The following is a 22,552-nucleotide window of genomic DNA, read 5'->3' as shown; positions in this document are numbered from 1 at the left end:
GATTCAACGCGCGAAGCGGTAATCCTGCGGCCGCACGCGCCGCGTACGCTTGCGAAAGCTGAACGTGAAGCCGGGCCAGATCGCGGTGACCTTGCCGCTGTGGGTCTGGTACCAGCTATGGCAGCCGCTCGTCCATACCGCGTGCCGCATCTCCTGCTGCAAACGCGCATTGAAATCGCGCTGCACGTCGGCGCGTAGGGTCATCGTGCGCGCATTGCGTTTGCGCAGCACGCGCAGGCAATCGCCGATGTAGCGCAGTTGCGACTCGATCATGTAGATCATCGAGTTATGGCCGAGCCCCGTGTTCGGGCCGACGATCATGAAGAAGTTCGGGAAGTTCGCGATGCTCGTGCCGAGATAGGCCTCCGGGCCATCGCGCAGCCATAGCGTGCTGAGGTCGGTGCCGTCGAGGCCGGTCACTTCGAACGGCGCGGGCACGTCGTTGACCTGGAAGCCGGTGCCACAGATGATCGCGTCCGCGTGGTGATGCACGCCGTCCTCGGTCACGATGCCATCCGCGACGATCTCGCGAATGCCGCTCGTCACGACATCGACGTTCGGCTGGCACACGGCCGGGTAATAGTCGCTCGACAGCAGCACGCGCTTGCAGCCGAGCCGATAGTTCGGCGTGAGCTTCGCGCGCAGCGCCGGGTCCTTGACGCGTCGCTCCAGATAGCTGAGGCCGAACTTCATCGGCATCTCCATCAGCTTCGGATTGACGACGAACGCGATCCCACGCGATTCGAGCTGCCAATAGATCGCGCTGCGAACGAAGCGCTGCGTGAACGGCAGCGTACGGAACAGCCATTGCGCGCGCGGGCCGATCGGCTTGTCGCGCTTCGGCATCACCCACGGCGCGGTGCGCTGGAACAGGTCCAGATGCGCGACGCGCGGCTGGATTTTCGGCACGAACTGGATCGCGCTCGCGCCGGTGCCGATCACCGCGACGCGTTTGCCGTCGAGCGGATACGCGTGATCCCAGCGCGCCGAGTGAAACAGCTTGCCTTCGAAACGTTCGATGCCGGCGATGCGCGGCAGCGCGGGACGCGACAGCGGACCGTTCGCGGCGATCAGCACGTCGGCCTCGATTGTTTCGCGCGCGCCGTTCGTGTCGAGCTCGACGAGCCAGATCTGCCGCGCTTCGTCGAAGCGCGCGGCGCTCACTCTCGCATTGCAGCGCACATAGCGATCGACGCCGTACTTGCGCGCGCAGTGCTGCAGATACGCGAGAATTTCGGCCTGGCTGCTGAACGAGCGCGACCACGCCGGATTCGCCTCGAACGAAAACGAATACAGATGCGAGGGGACGTCGCAGGCCGCGCCGGGGTAGGTATTGTCGCGCCACGTGCCGCCGATGCCGCTCGCGGCCTCGTAGACCGTAAACGATGTGATGCCCATCTGCTGCAGACGGATTGCCATGCCGATGCCGGCAAAGCCACTGCCGACGATCGCAATGCGCGGCGCGGTGGATGAGGGGGAGGGGGCAGGCGTCACGGCGGTCTCCGGCACGGGCGAAAGCGGGGGTGAAACGACAGCGGCTACCGAGCGGCGGGCTCGCGCGGCGCGTACGGCCCAAGCCGAAATCGCGCGTCACCACCTGTCTATACATGGCTTACCGCGCAGGGTAGACAACCGTACACATCGCGTCAAGATCGTTTAGAGTGCAGCTATTGAACGCGTATACCGCGCGATGATTGAACGCACGATGACCACTGTCCCCGAAGCATCGTCCGTCGCCGGCCCGGAGTTGCCGCCCGGCAAGCGCAAGCTGATCGAAGCCGCGCTGCGGTTGACCGCCGGCGGCCGCAGTTTCGCGAGCCTCGGCTTGCGCGAGCTCGCGCGCGAGGCGGGCGTCAATCCGAACACGTTCTACCGTCATTTCAGCGCGCTCGACGAACTCGCGCACGAAGCCGTCGCCGCCGTGAGCCGTCGGCTTCGGCCGATGCTGCGGCGCGAGCGCTGGCTCGCCGCGCATGACGAGCCGCACAGCGTGCCGCGGCGCGCGTGCGTCGCTTTTTTCGCGTTTGCGCTCGCGAACCGCGAGGCGTTCCTGAGCGCGCTGGCGGAGTACCACGGCACGTCGCCGGCCTTGCGCGAAGCGGTGCGCGCGAACCTGCACGAGGTGTCGGCGGAAATGGCGGACGACGTCGTGCAACTCGAACTGATGCCGCGACTTGCGCGCGAAACCGTCGACGAAGTCTGCACGCAGATCGTGCTGCAACTGTTTCATCTATCCGCTGAATACATCGACGCGAACGACGCGCGCCGCGACGCATTGATCGATTACGCCGAGCGTTTCATCGTGCGGCTGTTCGCAGGGGCGGTCGTGCTCGCGCAGCACGAGGGTAGCCAGGCGGAATCGGCGCGGGCCTGAAATAAGCGCAAGCGCTACACAAAACCGGCAGGCAAAAAACAGGCTCCGCGAAGGAGCCTGTGTTTCATTCGACGCGGATCGATCGGGTGAGATCAGGTATCGGTCCAACCGCCGGAATCGTCGTTGCTGCCCATGTCGATGCCGCCGCCGCTGCCGTCATCGTTCCAGTCGTTCGAACCCTGGCCGAAGTCGAGGCCGCCGCCGTTTCCGCCGTCGTTGCCGCGCCGGCGCAGTTCGTCGGGGTCGACGACCACGTCGCGCTCGATCACGCGGTCACGCCCATGACTGAGCGCCTCGCCAAGCAGCACGCCGGTCAGCAGACCGCCCATGCCGCCACCCATGCCACCGCCTTGCTGCACGATGACCTGCGGCTGCTGCTGAACCGGACCCTGTTGCGGATAAGGCGGCTGCGGATTGCCGAAGCGCTCGGCCTCCTGCGCATACGCCGATTGCTGGCCGGTGCCCACCGACGCGGCGGTCGGATCGGGCCGGCCGTCGGCGCGCGCACGCAGGCTCGCGATGCGTTGCTCGAACTCGTCGAGTGCATAAGGCGGCAGCGGATTCTTGCCGTTCGACAGCGTTTCGACAGTGCTGCGCAACTGGTCTTCGGTCGCTTCGACGTCTTTCTCGAGCAACTCGTGACCCGGCGCGGTGGACAGCTTCACGTCGAGCTTGATCGAACGCACCGTGTTGAGCATGTCGGTTGCACGCTTCAATTGCGCGCGACGGTCCTCGTCAGCGCGCGTGTCTTCCTGGCTGCGCGCGCGGCGCAAGGTCCAGCGCAGCACAAACGCGATCGCCACGATCAGAACAACGATACCGATCCACATACCCACCCCCGGACCATGCCGTAATTGCGCTTGCGACGCCATTGCCGACTGTTGCTGCACAGCAGGCGCATTCTGCTGCGCGAACGGATTCGCGGCATGACGGGTGACGTTGTTGCCCGCGCGCTCCGCGTCGCGGCGCAGGCGCGCTTCGGTTTGCGCGAAGCGGCTCGGGTCGGTGAAGCGGATCTGCGGATCGAGCGTCTTCGCCTGTTGGAGTTGCGCGAGCGCCTCGGCGGAACGGCCTTCGCGATCGAGCACCTGGGCGTACAGATAATGCGCGTGTGCGTTGTTCGGATGCGCTTGCAACACTTCGGTGAGGCCGGCGTCGGCCTGCTGCCAGTTGCCTTGCGCCATCGCCGATTCGATTTGCTGAGCGGTCGGCACCGCGAACGCCGCGGCCGACACGAGCAGCAGCGAAGCGAAGGCGGTTGCGAAAAGTTTTTTCATTTGCGGACCGGGCGCGGCGCGCCCGTCTCCATCAGTCGATTGCGGTGGCTGCCTGTGGCTGCCGATATGCCGTGCATTCAGGGGCGAGCGCACCGGCATGTACTGCTACTGCTGTTGTCACTGCCGCGTGTACCTGCTTCGTGTACCTGCTTCGCGTACTTGCCATGAGGTGGTACACACGCATCCAGCATTTACTGCGCCGGCGTATTGAGCTGCTTCTTCAGCGCTTCGAGCCGGTCGTCGATGGACGGGCCGCGGTTCAGGTCCGCGAGCTTGTCGTCGAGCGCTTTGCCGCTTTTCTCGTCGGCGGAGTTCAGACGCGCGTCGGAACGCGCGTTCGACAGCGCGACTTTGTCTTCGAGCTTCTGGAAATCTTCGGACAGGTTTTTGCCGCCGATGCCGCCCAGTGCCGTGGCCGCCGTATCTTTCGCCTGCGCGATCTGCTGCTTGGCTTGCAGGATGTTCGAGCGTGCGTTCAGGTCGTTGCGGCGCGTGCGCATGTCCTCGATCTGGCTCTTCAGTTGCGCGACCGACGGCTCCAGCGAGGTCAGCTCTTTCGTCAGTGCATCGCGTTCGGCTTCGGCGGTGGCCTGCGCGCCGAGCGCTTCACGCGCGAGCGCTTCGTCGCCGGACTGCAGCGCACGACGAGCACCGTCTTCATACTTCTTCGCCTTGTCCGCGGCAACATCGCGCTTGCTTTGCTGGGTGGCGACCTGCGCCTGAATCTCGATCAGCGAGTTCTCGGCCTTGCCGATGCTGTCGTCGAGTTCGCGCACGATCTGGCGCGAGTCACGCGACGGATCCTGCACCGAGTCGGCCGCATCGTTCAGAAGACCCTTGAGCGTGCGCGAAATGCTGTCAAAAAGCGACATGAAAACCTCCAGAGAATGTGAGCGCCGCCGACGATGCGTGCGCGCCTGACTGCTTTGAACTACTGCTACTTTACGCCGCCGCGCGCGATGCTGCGCAACGTTCGGACCGGAGTTCGGGGCGTACTTGCCAATTGCAATAGCGCGGTCCGTTTTTGTTGGGGCGCAATGCCGGGTCGAGGCTTGCCTGGATGATGGAAAGCCGCGGCGGGCATGGACTTGACGGCGGATATTACACCATCGGCTGTCTTAAAGATGGCTTGAACGATGCGGCCTTCCGGAGGCTGAAGCGATGCTTGAGAGCCACTGTTTGCAAGCGTGTGCGGGCATTATCGAGCAGCGGTTCATACAGGTGTCACTGATGTAACGATATGCAACGCGGACTCGTTGCATACCTCCGCCTGTTCGTTCGGATGCAGTGATCGCGGCGCGATGCGCGGTAATTCTCCGTCACGCTTTCGGTCACGCGAAGCGGCCGCCTTCGGCGCTCGGGTCGCTGTGCGGTTCGTCGTCGTCGGGGGCCGGCTCGTTGGGGCGGCGCTTCAGAGAGTTGCGCAGACGCGCCGAGGTGCCGGACAGCCGTTGCGACGCGGCATGTTCGATTGCGTCCGGCTCCGTGTTTTCGGCGTTGTCGGCGGCTCGTGCCGCGGTCAGACGCGCGACGGCTTCGGCGGTGGCCGCGGCCTGTTCGTCCTGCTCGGCGGCGAGCGCGGCGGCGACACCCGCGGGAAGCAGCGGGGCGGGGGAATCGGCAGCGTCCGTCGCGACAGCGGGGCGACCGGCTTGCGGCATTGCGGGCGGGTCCGCGGCATCGGCCGCGCCGGCAGCCGCGCTTGCCGCGTCTTTGTCAGGCGCTTGCAGCGACGCCGGCAGGGCGGCGCGCGCATAGCGCGTACCGCGCGCGACGCGTTGCAGCGCCGCGTTCAGCGCATCGGGCGCGCGCGGCGCGCGCAGCCGGTCGACGATGCTCGCGGCCTTGACCTGCTCGCTGGTTGCACCGAAGCTCAGCACCGCGCGCCGCATCAGTTCGCTGACGCTGATGCCCAGTTCCTCCGCGGTCGCGGTAATCGCACGTTTCTGCGCAGTCGTGACGAATACGACGATGCGCTCGCTGGGCTTGGACATGATCGACTCGCAGTCTTGTTGGCATGGGCGGATCGGCGCGCGCCCGCGGATACGGTGTCGAACCCGTCAACGGAGCTGCCGGTGGAACCCGCCGCTGGGTCCCCGTCGCGCGCATCGAAAGACGTGCGCGGGGTTCATCATATGACGAGTTGCGCCGCCACGGAATAAGCGCGATGCGAAAATCCCGTGACATCAATGAGTTGTAATGATTGCGGCCGGTTTGTCCACAGCCCTTTCAACAGAAAATGTTGATAACCGCGCATAAGCCGCGCTTCGCACGCACGCTGCGATCCGCACTGCGCGAAATTACAGCCCCTTACCAGGAAAAGGCGGCCGTCGAAGGGAATTCTTACAAAAAAACCGCGTTGGAACGCTGCTGATTTCTTTAAAATGCGCTGTTACGTTGCGCCGGACATGGTCCGAGGCGTGCCGTGCGGCCGGCCGGGGGCAAGGTCCGCAGGGCGGCGTACGTCCCCGGCCAGGATGTCGATCACGACCCATGCGCGCGCCGTGTGCGCGTGCAGACAGGCGCGCAGTTGCGGGCCCATTACTCCAGTCATGCCAATCATCAAACGACCGCATTCCTCGAATTCTCCGGCCGGTGAATACCGGGACTCCCATCAACGCACCCCAGGACGCAATGCCGCTTCGCGCGACGCCGAGTACGGCCGTCGTTCGATCGGTGCGTCGCTCGTGCTGTGGTTTATCGGCCTGATCGCGACCGTCGCCGTGATCGGCGCGCTGATCGTCGGCTATGCGCTCGTCGTGATGGGGCCGCAGTTGCCGTCGCTCGACGCGCTCACCGACTATCGCCCGAAGGTGCCGCTGCGCGTCTACACCGCAGATCACGTGCTGATCGGCGAATTCGGCGAGGAGCGCCGCAGCCTCGTGCGCTTCCAGGACATCCCCGACCAGATGAAGAAAGCGGTGCTCGCGATCGAGGACTACCGCTTCTACGAACACGGCGGCGTCGACTTCGTCGGCATTCTGCGCGCCGGTTTCGCCGACCTTGCGCATGGCGGCGCATCGCAGGGCGCGAGCACGATCACGATGCAGGTCGCGCGCAACTTCTTCCTCTCCAGCGAGAAGACCTATACCCGCAAGGTCTACGAAATGCTGCTCGCGTACAAGATCGAGCGAGCGCTGACGAAAGACCAGATCCTCGAGCTGTACATGAACCAGATCTACCTGGGCGAGCGCGCATACGGCTTCGCCGCGGCCGCGCGCGTGTACTTCGGCAAGGACCTGAAGGACATCTCGCTGGCCCAGGCCGCGATGCTCGCGGGCCTGCCGAAGGCGCCGTCCGCGTATAACCCGGTCGTCAATCCGAAGCGCGCGAAAATCCGTCAGGAGTACATCCTGCGACGCATGCTCGAACTGCGCTACATCACGCAGCAGCAGTATGACCAGGCCGTGAAGGAAGAGATTCACACGAAGAATCCGGGCAACGAGTACAGCGTGCATGCCGAGTACGTCGCCGAAATGGTGCGGCAGATGATGTACGCGCAGTACAAGGATGAAACCTACACGCGCGGCCTGAACGTCATGACGACGATCGATTCCGCCGACCAGGACGCCGCGTACCGCGCGGTGCGCAAGGGCGTGATGGACTACGAGCGGCGCCACGGCTATCGCGGACCGGAGGGCTTCGTGCAGTTGCCCGAGGCCGGCGACGACCGCGACCAGACGATCGACGACGCGCTGACCGATCATCCGGACAACGGCGAGATCATCGCCGGCGTGGTGACGGCCGCGAACGCGAAGCAGGTGGTCGCGCAACTGGTCGACGGTACGCAGGTGACGGTGTCGGGAGACGGCCTGCGCTTCGTCGCCGCCGCGCTGAGCCCACGCGCGAACCAGACGCTGCACATCAGGCCGGGTTCGATCGTGCGCCTCATCGCCGACGACAAGGGCAACTGGCAGATCACGCAGCTGCCGCAGGTCGAGGGCGCGCTGGTGTCGCTGACGCCGCAGGACGGTGCGATCCGCGCGCTGATCGGCGGTTTCGACTTCAACAAGAACAAGTTCAACCATGTGACGCAAGCGTGGCGCCAGCCGGGTTCGAGCTTCAAGCCGTTCATCTATTCGGCCGCGCTCGACAGGGGTCTCGCCCCGGCGACGATCATCAACGACGCGCCGCTGTACTTCCCGCCGAGCACACCGGGCGGCGACGCGTGGGAGCCCAAGGACGACGACCAGCCTGATGGTCCGATGTCGATGCGCCTCGCGCTGCAGAAGTCGAAGAACCTCGTGTCGATCCGCATCCTGTCGTTCATCGGCACCAAGTATGCGCAGGACTTCGTCACGCAGCGCTTCGGCTTCGATGCCGACAAGACCCCGCCGTATCTGCCGATGGCGCTCGGCGCGGGCCTCGTCACGCCGCTGCAGTCGGCGGGCGCGTACTCGGTGTTCGCGAACGGCGGCTACCGGATCAATCCGTATCTGATCAGCGTAGTGACCGACGCGCGTGGCGTGGCGATCTCGCGCGCGCAGCCGCTCGTCGCTGGGCACGATGCGCCGCGCACGCTCGAGCCGCGCAACGCGTACATCATGAACAGCCTGTTGCACTCGGTCGCGACCGCGGGTACGGGCGCGGGCACCAACGTGCTGAAGCGCTCGGACCTGCAGGGCAAAACCGGTACGACCAACGATGCTAAGGACGGCTGGTTCGCCGGCTATCAGCAGTCGCTGGTGGCGGTCGCGTGGATGGGCTACGACCAGCCGAAGAGTCTCGGCAGCCGTGAATTCGGCGCGCAACTCGCGCTGCCGATCTGGGTCGAGTACATGCAGCGCGCGCTGCGCGGTGTACCACAGGCCGAGCCGCCGCAACCCGACGGCGTGACGGCGATGGACGGTGAGTTGTTCTTCAGCGACAAGTTGCCGGGGCAAGGCTTCGTCGCCAGCATCGGTCTCGATTCGAGCAATCCGATGGCGGGCGCGACCGATGCGGTGGGCGGTGTGGGGCCGGCGGGCATGACGCCGCCGGTGGTGCCGCCGCCGAGCGTGTCGACGACCGAGAAGAAGCAGATTATGGATCTGTTCGAGTCGAACAAGCCTTGATGTTTTTGACAGCGCGTACGCGGTCGGCTTCGGCGGGTCGCGCACGCGTTCACCCCTTCGGGTCGGATTCCTGACCTATCCTTCCTTCTTTGCGCGATGCGTGCGCGAATGCATCGGCGGCTGAATCCATCGCGCGCTCAAGCACTTGGACGCGATCTCCAGGCCTTATCAACAGGTCTTTCAACACATTCTGTGGATAACGGCGCTGGCTGTTTTCTTCCCGTCGTGACTCCGCTTGATCGCGTCGTTGCTTCGAAATTGCCGCGCCCGATGACACGCAGGACAAAACGATTCGCCTCAAGCACTTAGCCGCTTCGCCCCTGGCTTATCAACAAGTCTGTCAACACAAACTGGGGATAACACGAACTGGGGACAAGTGCTCGGCGTTCGCTAGGGAATCCCAGGTTTAGTTGGATGCGGTCGTGTTCGGTGTACCGACGGGCGTCGACGCAGACGCAGCAGTAGAAGCGGCCGCCGCCGGCGCGGACGACGTCCGGCCCTGATCGAGCGGCGGATTCCCCATCGCTTGCAACAGCGCAGCCGTATCGGTGAGCCGCGCACTCGTATAGCGGATCTCGTCGAGCTGCGCGTTGCGCCATTGCTGCTCGCTCGAACGGGTCGCCGCGACGGGCAGCGAGCCGAGCCGATAGCGCGCCGACGTCTCGTTGAACACGCCCTGTGCCGAGCGCGCGGCGATGTTCGCGGCATCGAGCGACTGCGCGTCGTGCTCGAGCGAGGCGAGCGTATCGGCGACGTTCTGGAACGCGGCCAGCACGGTCTGTTTGTACTGCGACACGCTCGCTTCGTAGGTATGTTGCGCCGCGCGGCGCTGCGCGAGCAGCGCGCCGCCATGAAACAGCGGTTGCGACAGCGACGCGCCGATGCTCCAGATCGCCCCCGCACCGGACATCGCGACCGGCCAGCTAAACCCGCCTTGTCCCATCGATGCAGACAGCGACAGACTCGGGAACATCTGCGCGGTGGCGACGCCGACATCGGTCGCAGCGGCCTTCAGCGCGGCGTCGGCGGCCTCGATGTCAGGCCGCGTGCGTAGCAGCTCCGACGGCACCACGACCGGCACCTGCTCGGGCAGATGCAATTGCGCGAGATCGATGTCGTCCGGCGCGGCATCGGGCGTGCGGCCGAGCAGCACCGCGAGCGCGTGACGCGTGGTGAGCCACTGTTGCTTCAGCGCCGGCAGACTTGCCGACACGCTCGCCGCGCTCTGCTGCGCGTTCAGCAGATCGGCATGCGAGACCGCGCCGAGCGCGAAGCGCCGTTCGGTATCGCGTGCCTGATCGTTGGCGAGGACCACGAGCCGCTCGGTCGTATCGATCTGCGCGTGCAGCGCGGCGCTCGTGATCGTCGCGGTGACGATGTTCGCCGCGAGCGCACGCCGCGCCGCCTCGAGCTGGTAGACCTGCACGTTCACGCGCGCCGCGAGCGCCGCGTTCGCGAGCCGCGCAGAGCCGAACAGATCGAACGTGTAGTGCGCCTGCAACTGGCCGACGAACACGTTGTACAGAAACGTGTTCGGTCCGATCTCGGGGATCGCGAGCGCGCGATTGCGGGTGGCCTGGCCGCCGGCGTCGATGGTCGGCAGCAGCGAACTGCCGACCTGCGCGCGCAACTGCTCGCGCGCGGCGGCGAGACTGCGGTCGGTCGCGTCGAGCGTCGGACTATTGCGCAAGCCTTCGTCGACGAGTGCGTTCAGCGCCTCCGAGCGGTACAGCGTCCACCATTCGGGCACCGGCTGCGCGCCGGTCACGAACTGCTGCGTGATGCCCTGCGCGGGCACGGTTTGCGTCGGCAGCGGCTCGGCACCGTAGTGCGCGGGCTGCGGCATCGCGGGCGCGTCGCCGTTCGGTCCGAACGAGCAGGCGCCGAGCATGCAGGTGACGCTCGCGATGCTGGTGGCAAGCGTGGTGCGGGCCAGCGCGTCGAAGCGCGCGCGGCAGCGGGATGGGGCGGGAATAGTCATGCTCGTGCTCATGCTCAGTTACCCGTATGCGTGGCGCCGGAACCGGACGGCGTCTGCGGCTCGCGCTCGTCGGCACGCACGCGGAACGACGCGGCGTACAACGCGGGCAGATAGAACAGCGTCAGGATGGTCGCGCTCGTGATGCCGCCCATCAGCGCGGTCGCCATCGGCCCGAAGAAGTTCGAGCGCAAGAGCGGGATCAGCGCGAGCACGGCGGCGGCGGCGGTCAGCGTGATCGGCCGGAACCGCCGCACGGTCGCGCCGACGATCGCATCGAAACGCTTGTGCCCCGACGCGATGTCCTGCTCGATCTGATCGACGAGAATCACCGAGTTGCGCATGATGATGCCGAACATCGCGATCACACCGAGCATCGCGACGAAGCCGAACGGCTGGCCGAACAGCAGCAACGTCAGCACGACGCCGATCAGGCCGAGCGGCGCGGTCAGCACAACCATCAGCACGCGCGCGAAGCTTTGCAGCTGGATCATCAGCAGCGTCAGCACCGCGATCACCATGATCGGAATCTGCGCGTTGATCGAGGTTTGACCCTTGGCGCTTTCCTCGACGGAGCCACCGATCTCGATCCGGTAGCCGACCGGCAGCGTCGCGCGGATCGGCGCGAGCGCGCGGTCCACCGCGTGGGTCACGTCGATGCCTTGCGCGCCGGCCGACACGTCGGACTGCACGGTGATGGTCGGCTGGCGGTCGCGTTCCCAGATCACGCCGTATTCGAGGTCGTTGCGCAGATGTCCGAGGGTGCCGAGCGGCACCGGGCCGTTCGGCGTCGGCATCGCAAGCGCGGTCAGCTGCGACGGGTCGACGCGTTCGGCGCGCGGCGCGCGCAGATCGACGCTGATCAGCTTGTCGCGCTCGCGATACTGCGTGACCGTGTAGCCGGACATCGTCAGCGCGAGGAAGCTGGAGATGTCTTCGGATGTCACGCCGAGCTCGCGCGCGCGTTTCTGGTCGATCTCGAAGCGCACCGAGCGCTCGGCGGGTTCGTCCCAGTCGAACTGCACGTTGCGCGTGCCGCGATTGGCGCGCATTGTCGCGGAGACGCGTTCGGCGATCGAGCGCACGGTCGCGATGTCGTCGCCGCTCACGCGGAACTGCACCGGATAGCCGACCGGCGGGCCGTTCTCGAGGCGCGACAGGCGCGTGCGGATCGCCGGGAAGTCGTTGCGCAACTCCGGTTCGAGCCACTGCGCGAGCTTCTCGCGATCCTTGACCGACTTCGCGGTGATCACGAACTGCGCGAAGTTCGGCTGCTGCAATTGCTGATCGAGCGGCAGATAGAAGCGCGGCGCGCCGGTGCCGACGAAGCTGACCGAGTGATCGATTTCCGGCCGCCCTTTGAGAACATGTTCGAGCCGCTGCGCCTGACGCAGCGTTGCATCGAACGACGCGCCTTCGGGTAGCCGCACATCGACCAGCAACTCCGGCCGGTCCGAGCTCGGGAAGAACTGCTGCGGCACCAGCGAGAAGCCGGCCATCGCGAGCACGAACAGCAGCACGGTGATCGCGAGCACCACGAAGCGCCGCTCGATGCACCAGCCGATCCAGCCGCGCAAGCGCGTGTAGAAGCGTGTGTCGTAGATGTCGTGTTCGTGATCGTCGGGCTCGTGCGCGTGGCGTTTGCGCTCGGGCAGCATGTGATAGCCGAGCAGCGGAATCAGCACGACCGCCGCGAGCCACGACGCGATCAGCGCGATCGCCGACACCTCGAAGATCGAACGCGTGTATTCGCCGGTGCTCGATTTCGCGAGTGCGATCGGCAGGAAGCCGGACACGGTCACGAGCGTGCCGGTCAGCATCGGAAACGCGGTGCTGGTGTACGCGAAGGCCGCGGCGCGCGTGCGGTTCCAGCCTTGCTCGAGCTTCACCGACATCATTTCGACCGCGATGATCGCATCGTCGACGAGCAGGCCGAGCGCGAGCACAAGGGTGCCGAGCGATACCTTGTGCAGGCCGATATCGAACAGGTACATGCACAGCGCGGTGACCGCGAGCACCACCGGAATCGAGATCACGACGACCATGCCGGTGCGCACGCCAAGTGACACCAGACTCACGATCAGCACGATCGCGACCGCTTCGGCGACCGCTTCGAGGAAGTCGTTCACAGAGCGCGCGACCGCGTGCGGCATGCTCGATACTTCGACCAGATTCAATCCGACGGGCAGCGCGGCGCGCAGTTGGGTCATCTGCTGATCGAGCGCGCGGCCGAGGCGGATCACGTCGCCGCCCGGCTGCATCGTCACGCCGATGCCCAGCACGGGTTTGCCGCCGAAGCGCATCTGCGTGACGATCGGGTCGTCGTAGCCGCGCCTGATCGTCGCGATGTCGCCGAGACGGAACGTGCGGTTGTTGATGCGGATCAGCGTGTCGGCAAGCGCGTTGACGTCGTTGAACTGGCCGCTCGGGCGCACGAACACGCGGTCGTCGGTGGTGGTGAGCGTGCCCGCGGGCGCGATCGCGTTCTGCGCGTTGATCGCCTGGCCGAGCTGTTGCGGCGAGATGCCCAGACGCGTCAACTGCGTGTTCGCGATCTCGATGTAGATGTGCTGATCGGGGTCGCCGAAATAGTCGACCTTGCCGACGCCCGGCACGCGCAGCAGCACCGAGCGCAACTGGTCCGCGTAATCATGCAGTTGCGCGGCGGAAAAGCCGTCGCCTTCGAGCGTGTAGATGTTGGTGTAGACGTCGCCGAATTCATCGTTGAAGAACGGGCCCTGGATGCCCGGCGGCAAGGTCGCCGAGATGTCGCCGACTTTCTTGCGCACCTGGTACCACGTCTCGGGCACCTGGCTCACCGGCGCGGAGTCTTTCATCGTGAAGAAGATCAGCGATTCGCCGGGGCGCGAGTAGCTGCGCACGAAATCGATGTACGGCGTTTCCTGCAACTTCCGGCCGATGCGATCGGTCAGCTGCTCCTGCACCTGGCGCGCGGTGGCGCCGGGCCAGAACGTGCGGATCACCATCACGCGGAACGTGAAGGGCGGGTCTTCCGATTGCGCGAGCCGCGTGTAGGCGAGGATGCCGAACGCAGTGGCGAGCGCGATCAGGAACACGACCAGCGCCTGATGACGCAGCGCCCACGCGGAAAGATTGAAGCGGCCTTCTTCTTGCGCCGTGCTCATGAAGCGAAGTCCTCGGGATGCAGCGGCGCGATCGCGCGGACTTTCTCGCCGGCGCTCACGGTGTGCACCCCTTGCAGTACGACGCTTTCGCCATCTTTCAGGCCCTCGCTGACGACAAACGTGCGCTCGTAGTAGCGCGTGACGGTCACGCGACGCAGCTCGAGCGTGTTGTCCGCGGCGCGCACGACCCACACGGCCGGTTCACGCCCCTCGTGAAACAGCGCGGTGACCGGCAGCGTGAACACGCCGTGCTGCGCGGCCGCCGCGGTGAGCGGCAGGGCCGGCGTGACGTCCGCGGTCATGCCGAGGCGCACGTCGGCGCCGGCATCGACGAGCGTCAGACGCGCGCGCCATGTGCGGCTTTGCGGATCGGCGGCCGGCGACAGCTCACGCACGCGCGCGCTGAGCTTGCGGCCCGGCAGCGCGGCGAGCGTGACGCTCGCACTCTGGCCGACCGCGAATGCGGCGAGCGCGCTTTCGGGCACGTCGCACAACACGTCGACGTCGCCGCTCCAAGCGAGGTTGTAGACGGCCTGACCCGCCGACACGTTTTGTCCCGTGTCCGCCTGTTCAGCCGTGATGACGCCCGCATGACCGGCGGTGAGCGTCGTGTACTGCAGTTGGTTCTTCGCGAGCGCCGCCTGCTGCTGCGCCTGATCGCGCTGCGCGAGCGCGGAAGCGTAGGCGTTGGTGGTCTGTTCGAGCTGCGCCGGCGCAATCAGGTTTTCCTTGGCCTGGGCCCTGTCGCGTTCGAGCTGCTGCTGCGCATAGACGAGGTTGTGCTGCGCGGCTTCGACCTGCGCCTGTGTGCTCGCGGCGTTTTTCTGCGCATCGGCCGGGTCGAGCAGCGCGACGACTTCGCCGGCCTTCACCGTGTCGCCGAGCCGCACCCGTCGCTCGATGATCTTGCCGGCGACGCGGAACGACAGCGGTGTCGAATAGCGCGCCTGCACTTCGCCGGGCAGCGACGCCGCCTGCAGCGCGTGACCGTCCGCATGCACGGCGAGCGCGACCACCGGGCGCGGCGCGGGTGCCGCGGCTTCCTTCTTCGAACAGGCCGAAAGCGCGAGCACGCCTGCCAGCGCAAGTGCGCAGGTCTGCATGGCAAAACCGCGGTGATGGGATGGGGGGGACTGCTGGCGCATCGCTGACGATGCAGGAAAACCGGGACGCTTCACAATTACCCCAACTGGAGACAGCGAACGAACACGGCAAGCCGCGCGGCCCGCCAGCGAAGACCTGCACGCCGTTCATGCTAATGGCATACAGATATGGCTTTGGATGACGAAATGCATTCTAATACACTCGTGTATCTGAATGTATAGATGGATTTGAATTCTTTTGGATGCTAGGCTTGCGGCCATGAAACGTCAAAGACTGACACGAGAGCAGAGCAAAGACCAGACGCGGGGGCGCCTGCTCGATGCTGCGCAGGCAACTTTCATGAAGAAGGGCTTCGTCGCGGCGAGTGTCGAGGACATCGCGGCGGCGGCCGGCTATACGCGCGGCGCGTTCTATTCGAATTTCCGCAGCAAGACCGAGCTGTTTCTGGAGCTGTTGCGGCGTGATCACGAAGCGATGCAGGCGGGACTGCATGCGATCTTCGAAAACGCGGCGTCGCGCGAGGAGATGGAGGCGCGCGTGCTGCGCTACTACAGCTCGCTGCATCGCGAGAACAAGTGTTTTCTGCTATGGGTCGAGGCGAAGCTGCTGGCGGTGCGCGACGGCCGTTTCCGGCTGCGCTTCAACGCGTTCATGCACGAGAAGATCGAACAGTTGAGCGCCTATGTGCGCGAGTTCTCGGAGCGCGTGGGCACGCCGATGTCGATGCCGCCCGAGCAGCTCGCGATCGGACTGATGGGGCTATGCGACGGCGTGCAGTTCTTCTACACGGTGGATCCGCAGAATGTGCCGACCGAAATGGCTGAAATGGTGCTGGCGGGGTTTTTCTCGCGCGTGGTGTTCGGGCGCGATGCGTGACAGTGGGCGTTGAGCCCGCATGCAAGAACGCGCGACCCCGACGGATCGCGCATCAGATACGGCTAGAACCGCAAAAATCAGTCAACAGGCAGTTGGGCGCAGGCTTCGGCGGCGGGTGCCGCGCAAGCGAACGCGTATTGGCCGCTGGCGTCGAGGATCTTTACCCCTGCGTGCAAGGCGACCTTGATATCCGGGCAGCGCTCATAAGCGATATATGCCGAGCTAGCGGCGGCCGACCAGCAAACCAGCGAAAACGCGATTTTTTCGAGCAGATGAAAACGATGTGGCATGGCGATGTGGCGGTAATTTCTTTCGGCCGCCATTTTACCAATAGACTAGGGTTTATACCTAGTTAAAACCCGCAATAGACGCCGCAATAGTGGCGGGATCGACACGCCGCCTCGAATCTGACCGGAATGTCATGTCTGGGTCAGGGTTGGGACATGTCCGATAGCTAGAATCGGTTGGGTTGGGCAGGCCCGCGCGCATGCCGCGCGGGTCCACACAGGCGGCAACCATTGCGCCGGCCCGGCTTTACCGAGGCAGGAGTCGTCCCATGAATCAACTGCAGTCGATGCGCGTGTTCGTCAAGGTGGCGGACCTCGGCAGTTTCGTTGGCGCGGCGGACGCGCTGGATCTATCCACCGCGGTCGTCACGCGGCACGTCGCGGATCTCGAAGCGCGGCTCGGCACCCGTTTGCTGAACCGCACGACCCGCCGTCTGTCGCTGACCGAATCCGGCGCGACCTATCTGGAGCGCGTACGTCACATCCTCGCCGATCTCGAAGGCGTCGAGCAGATGGTGGTGGCGCGCAATCACGAACCAGTCGGCACACTGCGCATCGTCGCGCCGGTCGTGTTCGGGCTGCATAGTCTCGCGCCGGTCGTGCAGTCGTACGCGGCGCGCTATCCGGACGTCGTGCCCGACGTCACGCTCGCCGACCGCCACGTCGATCTCGTCGAAGAGGGCTTCGACGTCGGTATTCTGGTTGCGCGGCAGATGCGCAGCGCGAGCATCGTCACGCGGCGGCTCACGACCGGCTATATGACCGTGTGCGCGACGCCCGAGTATCTGGCGCAACACGGCACGCCGAAACGCCCCGAGGATCTGCTCGGGCATTCGTGCCTGAGCCGGCCGGCCGAGCAGGGCGGCGGCGAGGAGCGCGTGTTCAGCGGGCCGGACGGCGAAGTGCGGGTGCGGCCGACCAACGCGATCGCGGCGAACAACGCCGAGATGCTGCGGCAGTTCGCGCTGCTGGGCATGGGCGTGGCGATTCTGCCGAGCTACCTGATCGGGCGGGATCTGGCGGCTGGGCGGCTCGTGCGTCTGCTCGACCAGTACAGCCTGCCGCCCATCGAAATCACGATTGCGTATCCGAGCCGGCTGCATCTGCCGGCGAAAGTACGGACGTTCATCGATCATCTGGTCGAGCATTTCCAGCCGGACAGCGCACAGGCGCGGGATTCGCGCAGTGCGGCGCTGGTGGGGGCGGTAGCGCAGGTGAGCGGGTCCGACGATCAGGTCGCGCGCGAGATGGCCGAAGACGCGCTCGAACGAACCCGCACGACACGCCGTGTGACAAGGTGCCGCGCACGCGGATCGCGGCGTCGTCGCAGTTCTGAAGGGGGAGGTGACGCGTGTCTGAATCGGGCTTCAGATGCTTAAGCCCGGACCATAATTGCCGCCGATCAGACGCGTGACCGACTCGATGTCGACATAATCCTGCTCCGGCATGCTATCGAGCATCGCCAGCACCTCGTTGCTCGCGCCGGCTTCGCGCGCCGCGTCGACGAGCGCATCTTTGTTGGTCGGAAATTCGACTTCGCTGAGAAGATCGGCGATCTGCAGATCGATCGATTCGCCGGGGATGTCCGAGGCCGTCATGCGCATGCTCCTGTCGAGCTCGAGTTAGTCACGTTGTTATTGCCGCCGCGAAAAGACAGCGCCTCGCCGCGATGAGTTTCTCGCAGTGTGTCGCAAACCCGCGCGCATCGCCACCTCATCGTTATGACAGCCGGCGCAAGCCGGGCCAGCGCGCCGTCGCGGCCGCGCCATCGCCCGCCGTTGCGGCCGCCATCACGTGGTCAGATGCTCGTGCTGCCCGGTCAGGCTGCGTTCCAGATGTCGGGACTTTGGCAGCGCAATATGCTCCCAGTGCTGCGGACGGTTCGAGTCGGCGCTCGCCACGTCCGGGGCAGGAGGTGCGACCGGCGCCGCGTCCACGCGTTGCGCAAGCGAAATGGAATCCTTGCTGTCCGGCGCGGTATGAACCGGCGCGGCGAAACACGAGGCTGACAGCGTCACCATGATTAACAGTGTCGAGGTTTTCATCGCCCGACCTCCTAAAGCTCATGCGGCGCTGACAATCGAGCAAACCCTGTGCCGTCCCGCGTCGAAAGGACGGTGCAAGCCAAGGGCGGCGTGTCGCTACGCGGCCCAAGCTCCTTACCATCTTAGACGGCAAATACTGCAAAGCGCGCACATTTGCGACAAAACCGTATTGTAGATTCCATCATCGCACGAACCACCGCGCGCGTCCGCCATGCGTTAGCGCAGCACGTCGAAGCGCGTCCACGGCCACGACGGACGGTCGCGCATATAGCCGTTCAGCCAATTCCACTGCGGATGCCGCTTCATAAACGCCTGCGCATCGAACGGCCGGCCGCACGGATGCCCCCAGCGCGCGGTAAACGCCATCTCGCGCGCCATTTCGCTATCGACCACCTTGCCGTCGTTCGCGCCCCACGGATTGAACGGGCCGTGATCGGTGCCGCCGAAGCGCGCGTCGTCGAGCTCCAGATGCCCGCAGATCGTGCGCGAGCACGGGTTGTCGTTGCGATCGAGATAGACGTCGTGATGATCGGCGATCATCTGCTTCGCGAGTTCGACGTCGATGCTGCCGCGATGCATTTGCTCGAGCTGCATGAAACGCAGACGCCGCGCGCCGTTCTTGCGCACGTCGGTATAGTCCTCGCCTTCACCGATGCATTCCTGGTTGCGGATCTTCAGATCCGTCGCGGTGTTGTAGCCGCTGTAGAAACCGTCCCTGGTGGTCTCGAAGCCCGAATAGTGCAGCCCGAGTTCGTAACGCGCGATCTCGCCGGTCTTCGTGTCACCTAGCAGCCAGCTGTTCGCGTAGCCGCCGTTGTTCGCGAGCGAGAACATCTCGCACCATTCCTTGATGCTGTTCGCATATTGCGACGCGCGCCGCGAGCGATAGAACTCGGGCGCGCCGGCCGGGTTGTAGCCCGCGAAGTTCGAGATCGTCGTTTCGGTGATCATCAGGCCGGCCGCCGTGACCCAGAAATCGGTCAGGCTCGAGATGCAGCCCGGCAGGCCCTGCATCAGGATGCGGTTGCCGCGCTCGGGCACGATGTCGAACACGACATTGAACGCGTCGCCGGCCGCATAGCGGTCCCATGAGTTGTGCGCCATCACGATGCGGCCGTCGCGCGTCGCGCTGCCGGTCGCGATGAACGCGCTGCAGTGGTGACCGCGCCGGCCGCGCCACAGTTTCGCGCCCAGATGCGGCTGTGCCTGCGCCGCGTGTGTCGGCCACCAGCTTTGCAGCAGATCCATGTAGCCGTTCCACGCGAGCACTTCGGCGAACGGCAGCTTCGCGCCATCGGCGATGCCATGAATTTCGTCGGCGAATTCGGTGTCGAGCTTGCTCGCGAACTGGCTGGTCGCGGCGTTGACGAAGGTGTCGAACTCCTCGCCGGTGTCCCACCTGGCGAGATAGCGCGCGGTGCGGATCGCGTTTCTGATTTCGTCGGCGAGCAACTGGCCGTGCTGCTCGCCGCGATCGTACGGCTCGCCTTCGATATGCACGAAAATCCAGCCGGCCTGATCGCGGCGTACGGCCTCGGGGGACGGTTCGCTCATCTTCGGCTCCGACGATACCGCGTATAGGGCGGGCGCTGTCGTCGCGCCCATGCTGGGCTCACGCGTGCCGGCCGCATGAAGGGCCGGCGGTCTGTTCATTGTAGAGAATCCGCGGCGCTTTGCATCGCGCGCCGCGAAGCTTGCGCGAAGGCCCTAGCGCGACGGATTCATGCGGAAGTACGCGTCCAGCAGCGAGGTCTTGTAGACGACCCCGGCAAGCAACGGACGCGCGGTGCTTTCGATCACCGGCAGCCGCTCGCCCTGAAACGCCATGAAGTGCTGCAACGCGACGGCAAGCGACATGTCCGGCGTCAGCACGTCGAAATGCGGCTGCAGATAATCGGCGGCGGTTTTCATCGACGTGTCGGTCCGGTCGAGCAGATCGGACGTGATGTCCTTCAGCGCGACCACGCCTAGAAATGCGCCCGAGTCGTTGGCGACGTACAGGTACTTGACCGGATATTCGAGAAACACGCGCGTCATGTCGTGCACGGTCGCGTTCGGCGGCACGACGGTCTGCGCGGGGCGGATCAGCTCGCGCATCTGCGTCGCGCGCAGTCGCGTTCGTTCCTGCTCCTCGCGATTGCGGCGCAGCGTGATCTCGTACATCGAGGTCTTGCCGATCGCGCGCGCGATGAAGTACGCGACCACGCACGACACCATCAGCGGCAGCACGACCTGATAGCTCAAGGTCATTTCGAAGATCATCAGGATCGCCATCAGCGGCGCCTGGGTCGCACCCGCGAGGAACGCGCCCATGCCCACCATCGCATACGCATAAGCGGCCGACGTCGCGTGCGGCCACAACGCGTGCATGCCCTGGCCGAACAGCGAGCCGACCGCCGCGCCGACGAACAGCGTCGGCGTGAACACGCCGCCGACCGCGCCGGAGCCGGCCGTCGCCGCGGTCGCCGCGAGCTTGCAAACGAGCACGAGCACGAGCGCGGACCACGTCCACGGCGAATGCAGGATCGAGTTCACGACGCTGTAGCCGTTGCCCCACACCTCGGGCTCCGCGACCGAAATGATGCCAACCACGAAACCGCCGATGCCGAGCCGCACCGGCAGCGCCACCGGCAGCTTGCGAAAGGCCTGCTTCGAGGCATCGAGCAGCCGCAGGAACTGCGGCGCGGCCGCGCCGCACAGCGCGCCGAGCGCGACGAACAGCAGCACCTCGGGACCGGTCACGGTCGGAAACTCCGGCATCTCGTAGGGCGGCTTGTAGCCGGCGAATTCGCGCATCGTGATGTTCGCGACGACCGCCGCGACCACCACCGGCCCGAAGCTCTCCATCGCGATCGAGCCGAGCACGATCTCGGTGACGAAAAACGCACCCGCGATCGGCGCGCTGTACGCGGACGTGATACCGGCCGCCGCGCCGCACGCGACCAGCAGGCGCAGCCGCGGCGGATCGAAGTGGACCCAGCGGCCGATCAGCGACGAGGCGAGCGCCGCGAGCTGCACCATCGGACCTTCACGGCCGATCGAGCCGCCGCTCGCGATCGTAAATAGCGACGACACGCTGCGCCACAGGCTCAGGCGCACCGGCACGGCGCCGTCGCCGATCGCGACCGCTTCCATGTAGTCGGAGTGCGGGTGCCTGTCGGCGTGACGCTGCGCGATCAGCAGAAACACGCCGGCGACCAGACCGCCCGCGGCCGGCACCCAGATGCGCACGGTCCACGGCAGGCTGCGCGCCGTTTCGACGAAGCTGCCGGAGTGGCCGGTTATCGCCAGTTGCAGCAGTTCGATGCCCTTGCGAAACGCCACGGTGGCGAACGCGCCGGCAATGCCGACGACGACCGACCAGACCAGCATCGTATGGGCATCGGAGAGGCGGAAAAGGCGTTGGGCGCGGGTGCGCAGCTTCAGCAGGAATGAAAGCACGTCGACGGTACGGGGCGTGATGGGAGGTTGAAAAATCCGCGCCACAACGACAGCGCGCCCGCCTCGAATGGCGGGCGCGCGGCGGCGAACGGGCGGGGGCGGGCGGCGCGGTTCAAGTCGCCGCCTCGTCGAGTTCCGGGTAGTGCCGGAAGACGCAGCTTTCGTTATGGGCGATGCGCCGGTCCGAGTCCAGGTACGCGGCGATGTTCGGTCTGGCGATCACCTTGTCGTGCAGCGCGGCGAGCCGCGGATAGTGCTCGCCGAAGCGCTTCAGCGCGCGCGGAAACGCATACAGCAGACCATCGATCAGCTGGAACATCGACAGGTCCACATAGGTCAGCGCGTCGCCGACCATGAAGCTGTCGCCGGCCGGATTCTGCGCGAGCACGCGCTCGAAGTACGACATGAACTTCGGAATCCGATGCTCGATGAAATCGTGCGCGCGCACCTTCGCCGCGTCTTTCTGCTCCTCGTAGTAGAGGCCGCTCGCGAGCGGATGGTGGGTGTCGTGCGCTTCGGTGACGACGTCGGCGATCGTCAGTTGCAGGCCGTTCGCGACGTAGCGCAGGCTCTCCACCTTGGGCGCGAGATTGAGCCGCGGGCCGAGATAGAACAGGATGTTGGCGGTCTGCGGGATCACCAGATCGCCGTCTTTCAGAAACGGCGGCGCGAACGGCGGATACGGCTCGTCGGGGCTGTCCATCACGGCCATCATCGCCTCGGTGCCGAGGCCCTTCGAAGGCTTGCCGCGCGCGACTTCGACATAGTCGACGCCAGCTTCCTCCAGCGCGAGCCGCACGAATTCGCCGCGGCCTTGCAGGCCATCCCAGTAGTACAGTTCCAGGCTCATCGATCGATCCTCATTCCGGTCGCCGGGACGCGTCGCGGGAAGACGGTTTCACCGCTGCCATCGGACCATGCGCACAGGCGGGTTGTGGGAGCAAAGTTCGCAGCAACGAGTATGCCGTGT

At 65.6% G+C, this 22,552-nt stretch carries 17 protein-coding genes; 4 read left to right on the top strand and 13 right to left on the bottom strand.

What is annotated here, in order from left to right; all coding sequences use genetic code 11:
* Window positions 1–3: 3 nt before the first annotated feature.
* Window positions 4–1,494: a flavin-containing monooxygenase gene (locus AB3X95_RS04150; protein WP_368620741.1), complete on the bottom strand. Its 1,491-nt coding sequence runs from the start codon at window positions 1,492–1,494 to the stop codon at window positions 4–6.
* Between the two features lie 211 nt (window positions 1,495–1,705).
* Here AB3X95_RS04150 and AB3X95_RS04145 point away from each other — a divergent pair, with 211 nt between their 5' ends.
* Entirely contained in the window at window positions 1,706–2,374 is a 669-nt protein-coding gene (locus AB3X95_RS04145; protein ID WP_368620740.1) for a TetR family transcriptional regulator, read from the top strand.
* A gap of 92 nt (window positions 2,375–2,466) precedes the next feature.
* On the opposite strand, the gene AB3X95_RS04140 is transcribed toward AB3X95_RS04145, so the two are convergent.
* From AB3X95_RS04140 to AB3X95_RS04130, 3 genes are all read right to left on the bottom strand, one after another.
* Complete coding sequence (locus AB3X95_RS04140) at window positions 2,467–3,651, bottom strand: tetratricopeptide repeat protein (RefSeq protein ID WP_368620739.1); 1,185 nt, start codon at window positions 3,649–3,651, stop codon at window positions 2,467–2,469.
* A 191-nt stretch (window positions 3,652–3,842) separates the two neighbouring features.
* Window positions 3,843–4,523, bottom strand: a complete 681-nt coding sequence (locus AB3X95_RS04135) for a PspA/IM30 family protein (RefSeq protein WP_013089644.1) — start codon at window positions 4,521–4,523, stop codon at window positions 3,843–3,845.
* 459 nt (window positions 4,524–4,982) lie between these two features.
* Window positions 4,983–5,645: a hypothetical protein gene (locus AB3X95_RS04130; protein ID WP_176368907.1), complete on the bottom strand. Its 663-nt coding sequence runs from the start codon at window positions 5,643–5,645 to the stop codon at window positions 4,983–4,985.
* A 558-nt stretch (window positions 5,646–6,203) separates the two neighbouring features.
* On the opposite strand from AB3X95_RS04130, the gene AB3X95_RS04125 reads away from it, so the two are divergent.
* Entirely contained in the window at window positions 6,204–8,705 is a 2,502-nt protein-coding gene (locus AB3X95_RS04125) for a penicillin-binding protein 1A (RefSeq protein ID WP_368620738.1), read from the top strand.
* A gap of 406 nt (window positions 8,706–9,111) precedes the next feature.
* Here the strand turns inward: AB3X95_RS04125 and AB3X95_RS04120 are convergent, their stop codons facing one another.
* Genes AB3X95_RS04120 through AB3X95_RS04110 form a run of 3 tightly spaced genes read right to left on the bottom strand, consistent with a single transcriptional unit; the run spans window position 9,112 to window position 14,974 of the window.
* Window positions 9,112–10,686 carry an efflux transporter outer membrane subunit gene (locus AB3X95_RS04120; protein ID WP_368620737.1) on the bottom strand — a complete coding sequence of 525 codons (1,575 nt, stop codon included), beginning with the start codon at window positions 10,684–10,686 and terminating at the stop codon, window positions 9,112–9,114.
* A 14-nt stretch (window positions 10,687–10,700) separates the two neighbouring features.
* Window positions 10,701–13,829, bottom strand: a complete 3,129-nt coding sequence (locus AB3X95_RS04115) for an efflux RND transporter permease subunit (RefSeq protein WP_368620736.1) — start codon at window positions 13,827–13,829, stop codon at window positions 10,701–10,703.
* Entirely contained in the window at window positions 13,826–14,974 is a 1,149-nt protein-coding gene (locus AB3X95_RS04110; protein WP_368620735.1) for an efflux RND transporter periplasmic adaptor subunit, read from the bottom strand. Before AB3X95_RS04110 ends, AB3X95_RS04115 begins: the two co-directional genes overlap by 4 nt.
* A 217-nt stretch (window positions 14,975–15,191) precedes the next feature.
* Here AB3X95_RS04110 and AB3X95_RS04105 point away from each other — a divergent pair, with 217 nt between their 5' ends.
* Window positions 15,192–15,809 carry a TetR/AcrR family transcriptional regulator gene (locus AB3X95_RS04105; protein ID WP_176108343.1) on the top strand — a complete coding sequence of 206 codons (618 nt, stop codon included), beginning with the start codon at window positions 15,192–15,194 and terminating at the stop codon, window positions 15,807–15,809.
* A 77-nt stretch (window positions 15,810–15,886) separates the two neighbouring features.
* On the opposite strand, the gene AB3X95_RS04100 is transcribed toward AB3X95_RS04105, so the two are convergent.
* Window positions 15,887–16,099, bottom strand: coding sequence for a hypothetical protein (locus AB3X95_RS04100; RefSeq protein WP_176368931.1), 213 nt, complete (start codon window positions 16,097–16,099; stop codon window positions 15,887–15,889).
* 266 nt (window positions 16,100–16,365) lie between these two features.
* Between AB3X95_RS04100 and AB3X95_RS04095 the strand changes: the two genes are divergently transcribed.
* Window positions 16,366–17,475, top strand: a complete 1,110-nt coding sequence (locus tag AB3X95_RS04095; protein WP_368620734.1) for a LysR family transcriptional regulator — start codon at window positions 16,366–16,368, stop codon at window positions 17,473–17,475.
* Here the strand turns inward: AB3X95_RS04095 and AB3X95_RS04090 are convergent.
* The 5 genes from AB3X95_RS04090 to AB3X95_RS04070 all read right to left on the bottom strand — a co-directional run bounded on the left by AB3X95_RS04090 (window position 17,464) and on the right by AB3X95_RS04070 (window position 22,432).
* Window positions 17,464–17,694: a DUF2795 domain-containing protein gene (locus AB3X95_RS04090; RefSeq protein ID WP_176108346.1), complete on the bottom strand. Its 231-nt coding sequence runs from the start codon at window positions 17,692–17,694 to the stop codon at window positions 17,464–17,466. The genes AB3X95_RS04095 and AB3X95_RS04090 overlap by 12 nt on opposite strands.
* A 192-nt stretch (window positions 17,695–17,886) precedes the next feature.
* On the bottom strand, window positions 17,887–18,141 hold the full coding sequence (locus AB3X95_RS04085; RefSeq protein ID WP_176125587.1) for a hypothetical protein: 255 nt from the start codon (window positions 18,139–18,141) through the stop codon (window positions 17,887–17,889).
* Between the two features lie 216 nt (window positions 18,142–18,357).
* Entirely contained in the window at window positions 18,358–19,695 is a 1,338-nt protein-coding gene (locus tag AB3X95_RS04080; RefSeq protein ID WP_176368902.1) for a C45 family peptidase, read from the bottom strand.
* Between the two features lie 153 nt (window positions 19,696–19,848).
* Window positions 19,849–21,582 carry a ClcB-like voltage-gated chloride channel protein gene (locus AB3X95_RS04075; RefSeq protein WP_176368901.1) on the bottom strand — a complete coding sequence of 578 codons (1,734 nt, stop codon included), beginning with the start codon at window positions 21,580–21,582 and terminating at the stop codon, window positions 19,849–19,851.
* Between the two features lie 112 nt (window positions 21,583–21,694).
* Window positions 21,695–22,432: a glutathione S-transferase gene (locus AB3X95_RS04070; RefSeq protein WP_176368900.1), complete on the bottom strand. Its 738-nt coding sequence runs from the start codon at window positions 22,430–22,432 to the stop codon at window positions 21,695–21,697.
* Window positions 22,433–22,552 lie beyond the last annotated feature (120 nt).

The sequence above is a fragment of the Paraburkholderia sp. BR13444 genome (assembly GCF_040948755.1).
GTDB lineage: Bacteria > Pseudomonadota > Gammaproteobacteria > Burkholderiales > Burkholderiaceae > Paraburkholderia > Paraburkholderia youngii.
The sequence above is the reverse complement of the archived record's forward strand: the minus strand, read 5'-3'. Positions and strand labels throughout refer to the sequence as shown.

Excerpts from the sequence above, each read along its gene's own strand:
- AB3X95_RS04145 (WP_368620740.1), top strand. The coding sequence starts at position 1,706 with ATGACCACTGTCCCCGAAGCATCGTCCGTCGCCGGCCCGGAGTTGCCG.
- AB3X95_RS04140 (WP_368620739.1), bottom strand. The coding sequence starts at position 3,651 with ATGAAAAAACTTTTCGCAACCGCCTTCGCTTCGCTGCTGCTCGTGTCG.
- AB3X95_RS04135 (WP_013089644.1), bottom strand. The coding sequence starts at position 4,523 with ATGTCGCTTTTTGACAGCATTTCGCGCACGCTCAAGGGTCTTCTGAAC.
- AB3X95_RS04130 (WP_176368907.1), bottom strand. The coding sequence starts at position 5,645 with ATGTCCAAGCCCAGCGAGCGCATCGTCGTATTCGTCACGACTGCGCAG.
- AB3X95_RS04125 (WP_368620738.1), top strand. The coding sequence starts at position 6,204 with ATGCCAATCATCAAACGACCGCATTCCTCGAATTCTCCGGCCGGTGAA.
- AB3X95_RS04120 (WP_368620737.1), bottom strand. The coding sequence starts at position 10,686 with ATGACTATTCCCGCCCCATCCCGCTGCCGCGCGCGCTTCGACGCGCTG.
- AB3X95_RS04115 (WP_368620736.1), bottom strand. The coding sequence starts at position 13,829 with ATGAGCACGGCGCAAGAAGAAGGCCGCTTCAATCTTTCCGCGTGGGCG.
- AB3X95_RS04110 (WP_368620735.1), bottom strand. The coding sequence starts at position 14,974 with ATGCGCCAGCAGTCCCCCCCATCCCATCACCGCGGTTTTGCCATGCAG.
- AB3X95_RS04105 (WP_176108343.1), top strand. The coding sequence starts at position 15,192 with ATGAAACGTCAAAGACTGACACGAGAGCAGAGCAAAGACCAGACGCGG.
- AB3X95_RS04100 (WP_176368931.1), bottom strand. The coding sequence starts at position 16,099 with ATGCCACATCGTTTTCATCTGCTCGAAAAAATCGCGTTTTCGCTGGTT.
- AB3X95_RS04095 (WP_368620734.1), top strand. The coding sequence starts at position 16,366 with ATGAATCAACTGCAGTCGATGCGCGTGTTCGTCAAGGTGGCGGACCTC.
- AB3X95_RS04090 (WP_176108346.1), bottom strand. The coding sequence starts at position 17,694 with ATGACGGCCTCGGACATCCCCGGCGAATCGATCGATCTGCAGATCGCC.
- AB3X95_RS04085 (WP_176125587.1), bottom strand. The coding sequence starts at position 18,141 with ATGAAAACCTCGACACTGTTAATCATGGTGACGCTGTCAGCCTCGTGT.
- AB3X95_RS04080 (WP_176368902.1), bottom strand. The coding sequence starts at position 19,695 with ATGAGCGAACCGTCCCCCGAGGCCGTACGCCGCGATCAGGCCGGCTGG.
- AB3X95_RS04070 (WP_176368900.1), bottom strand. The coding sequence starts at position 22,432 with ATGAGCCTGGAACTGTACTACTGGGATGGCCTGCAAGGCCGCGGCGAA.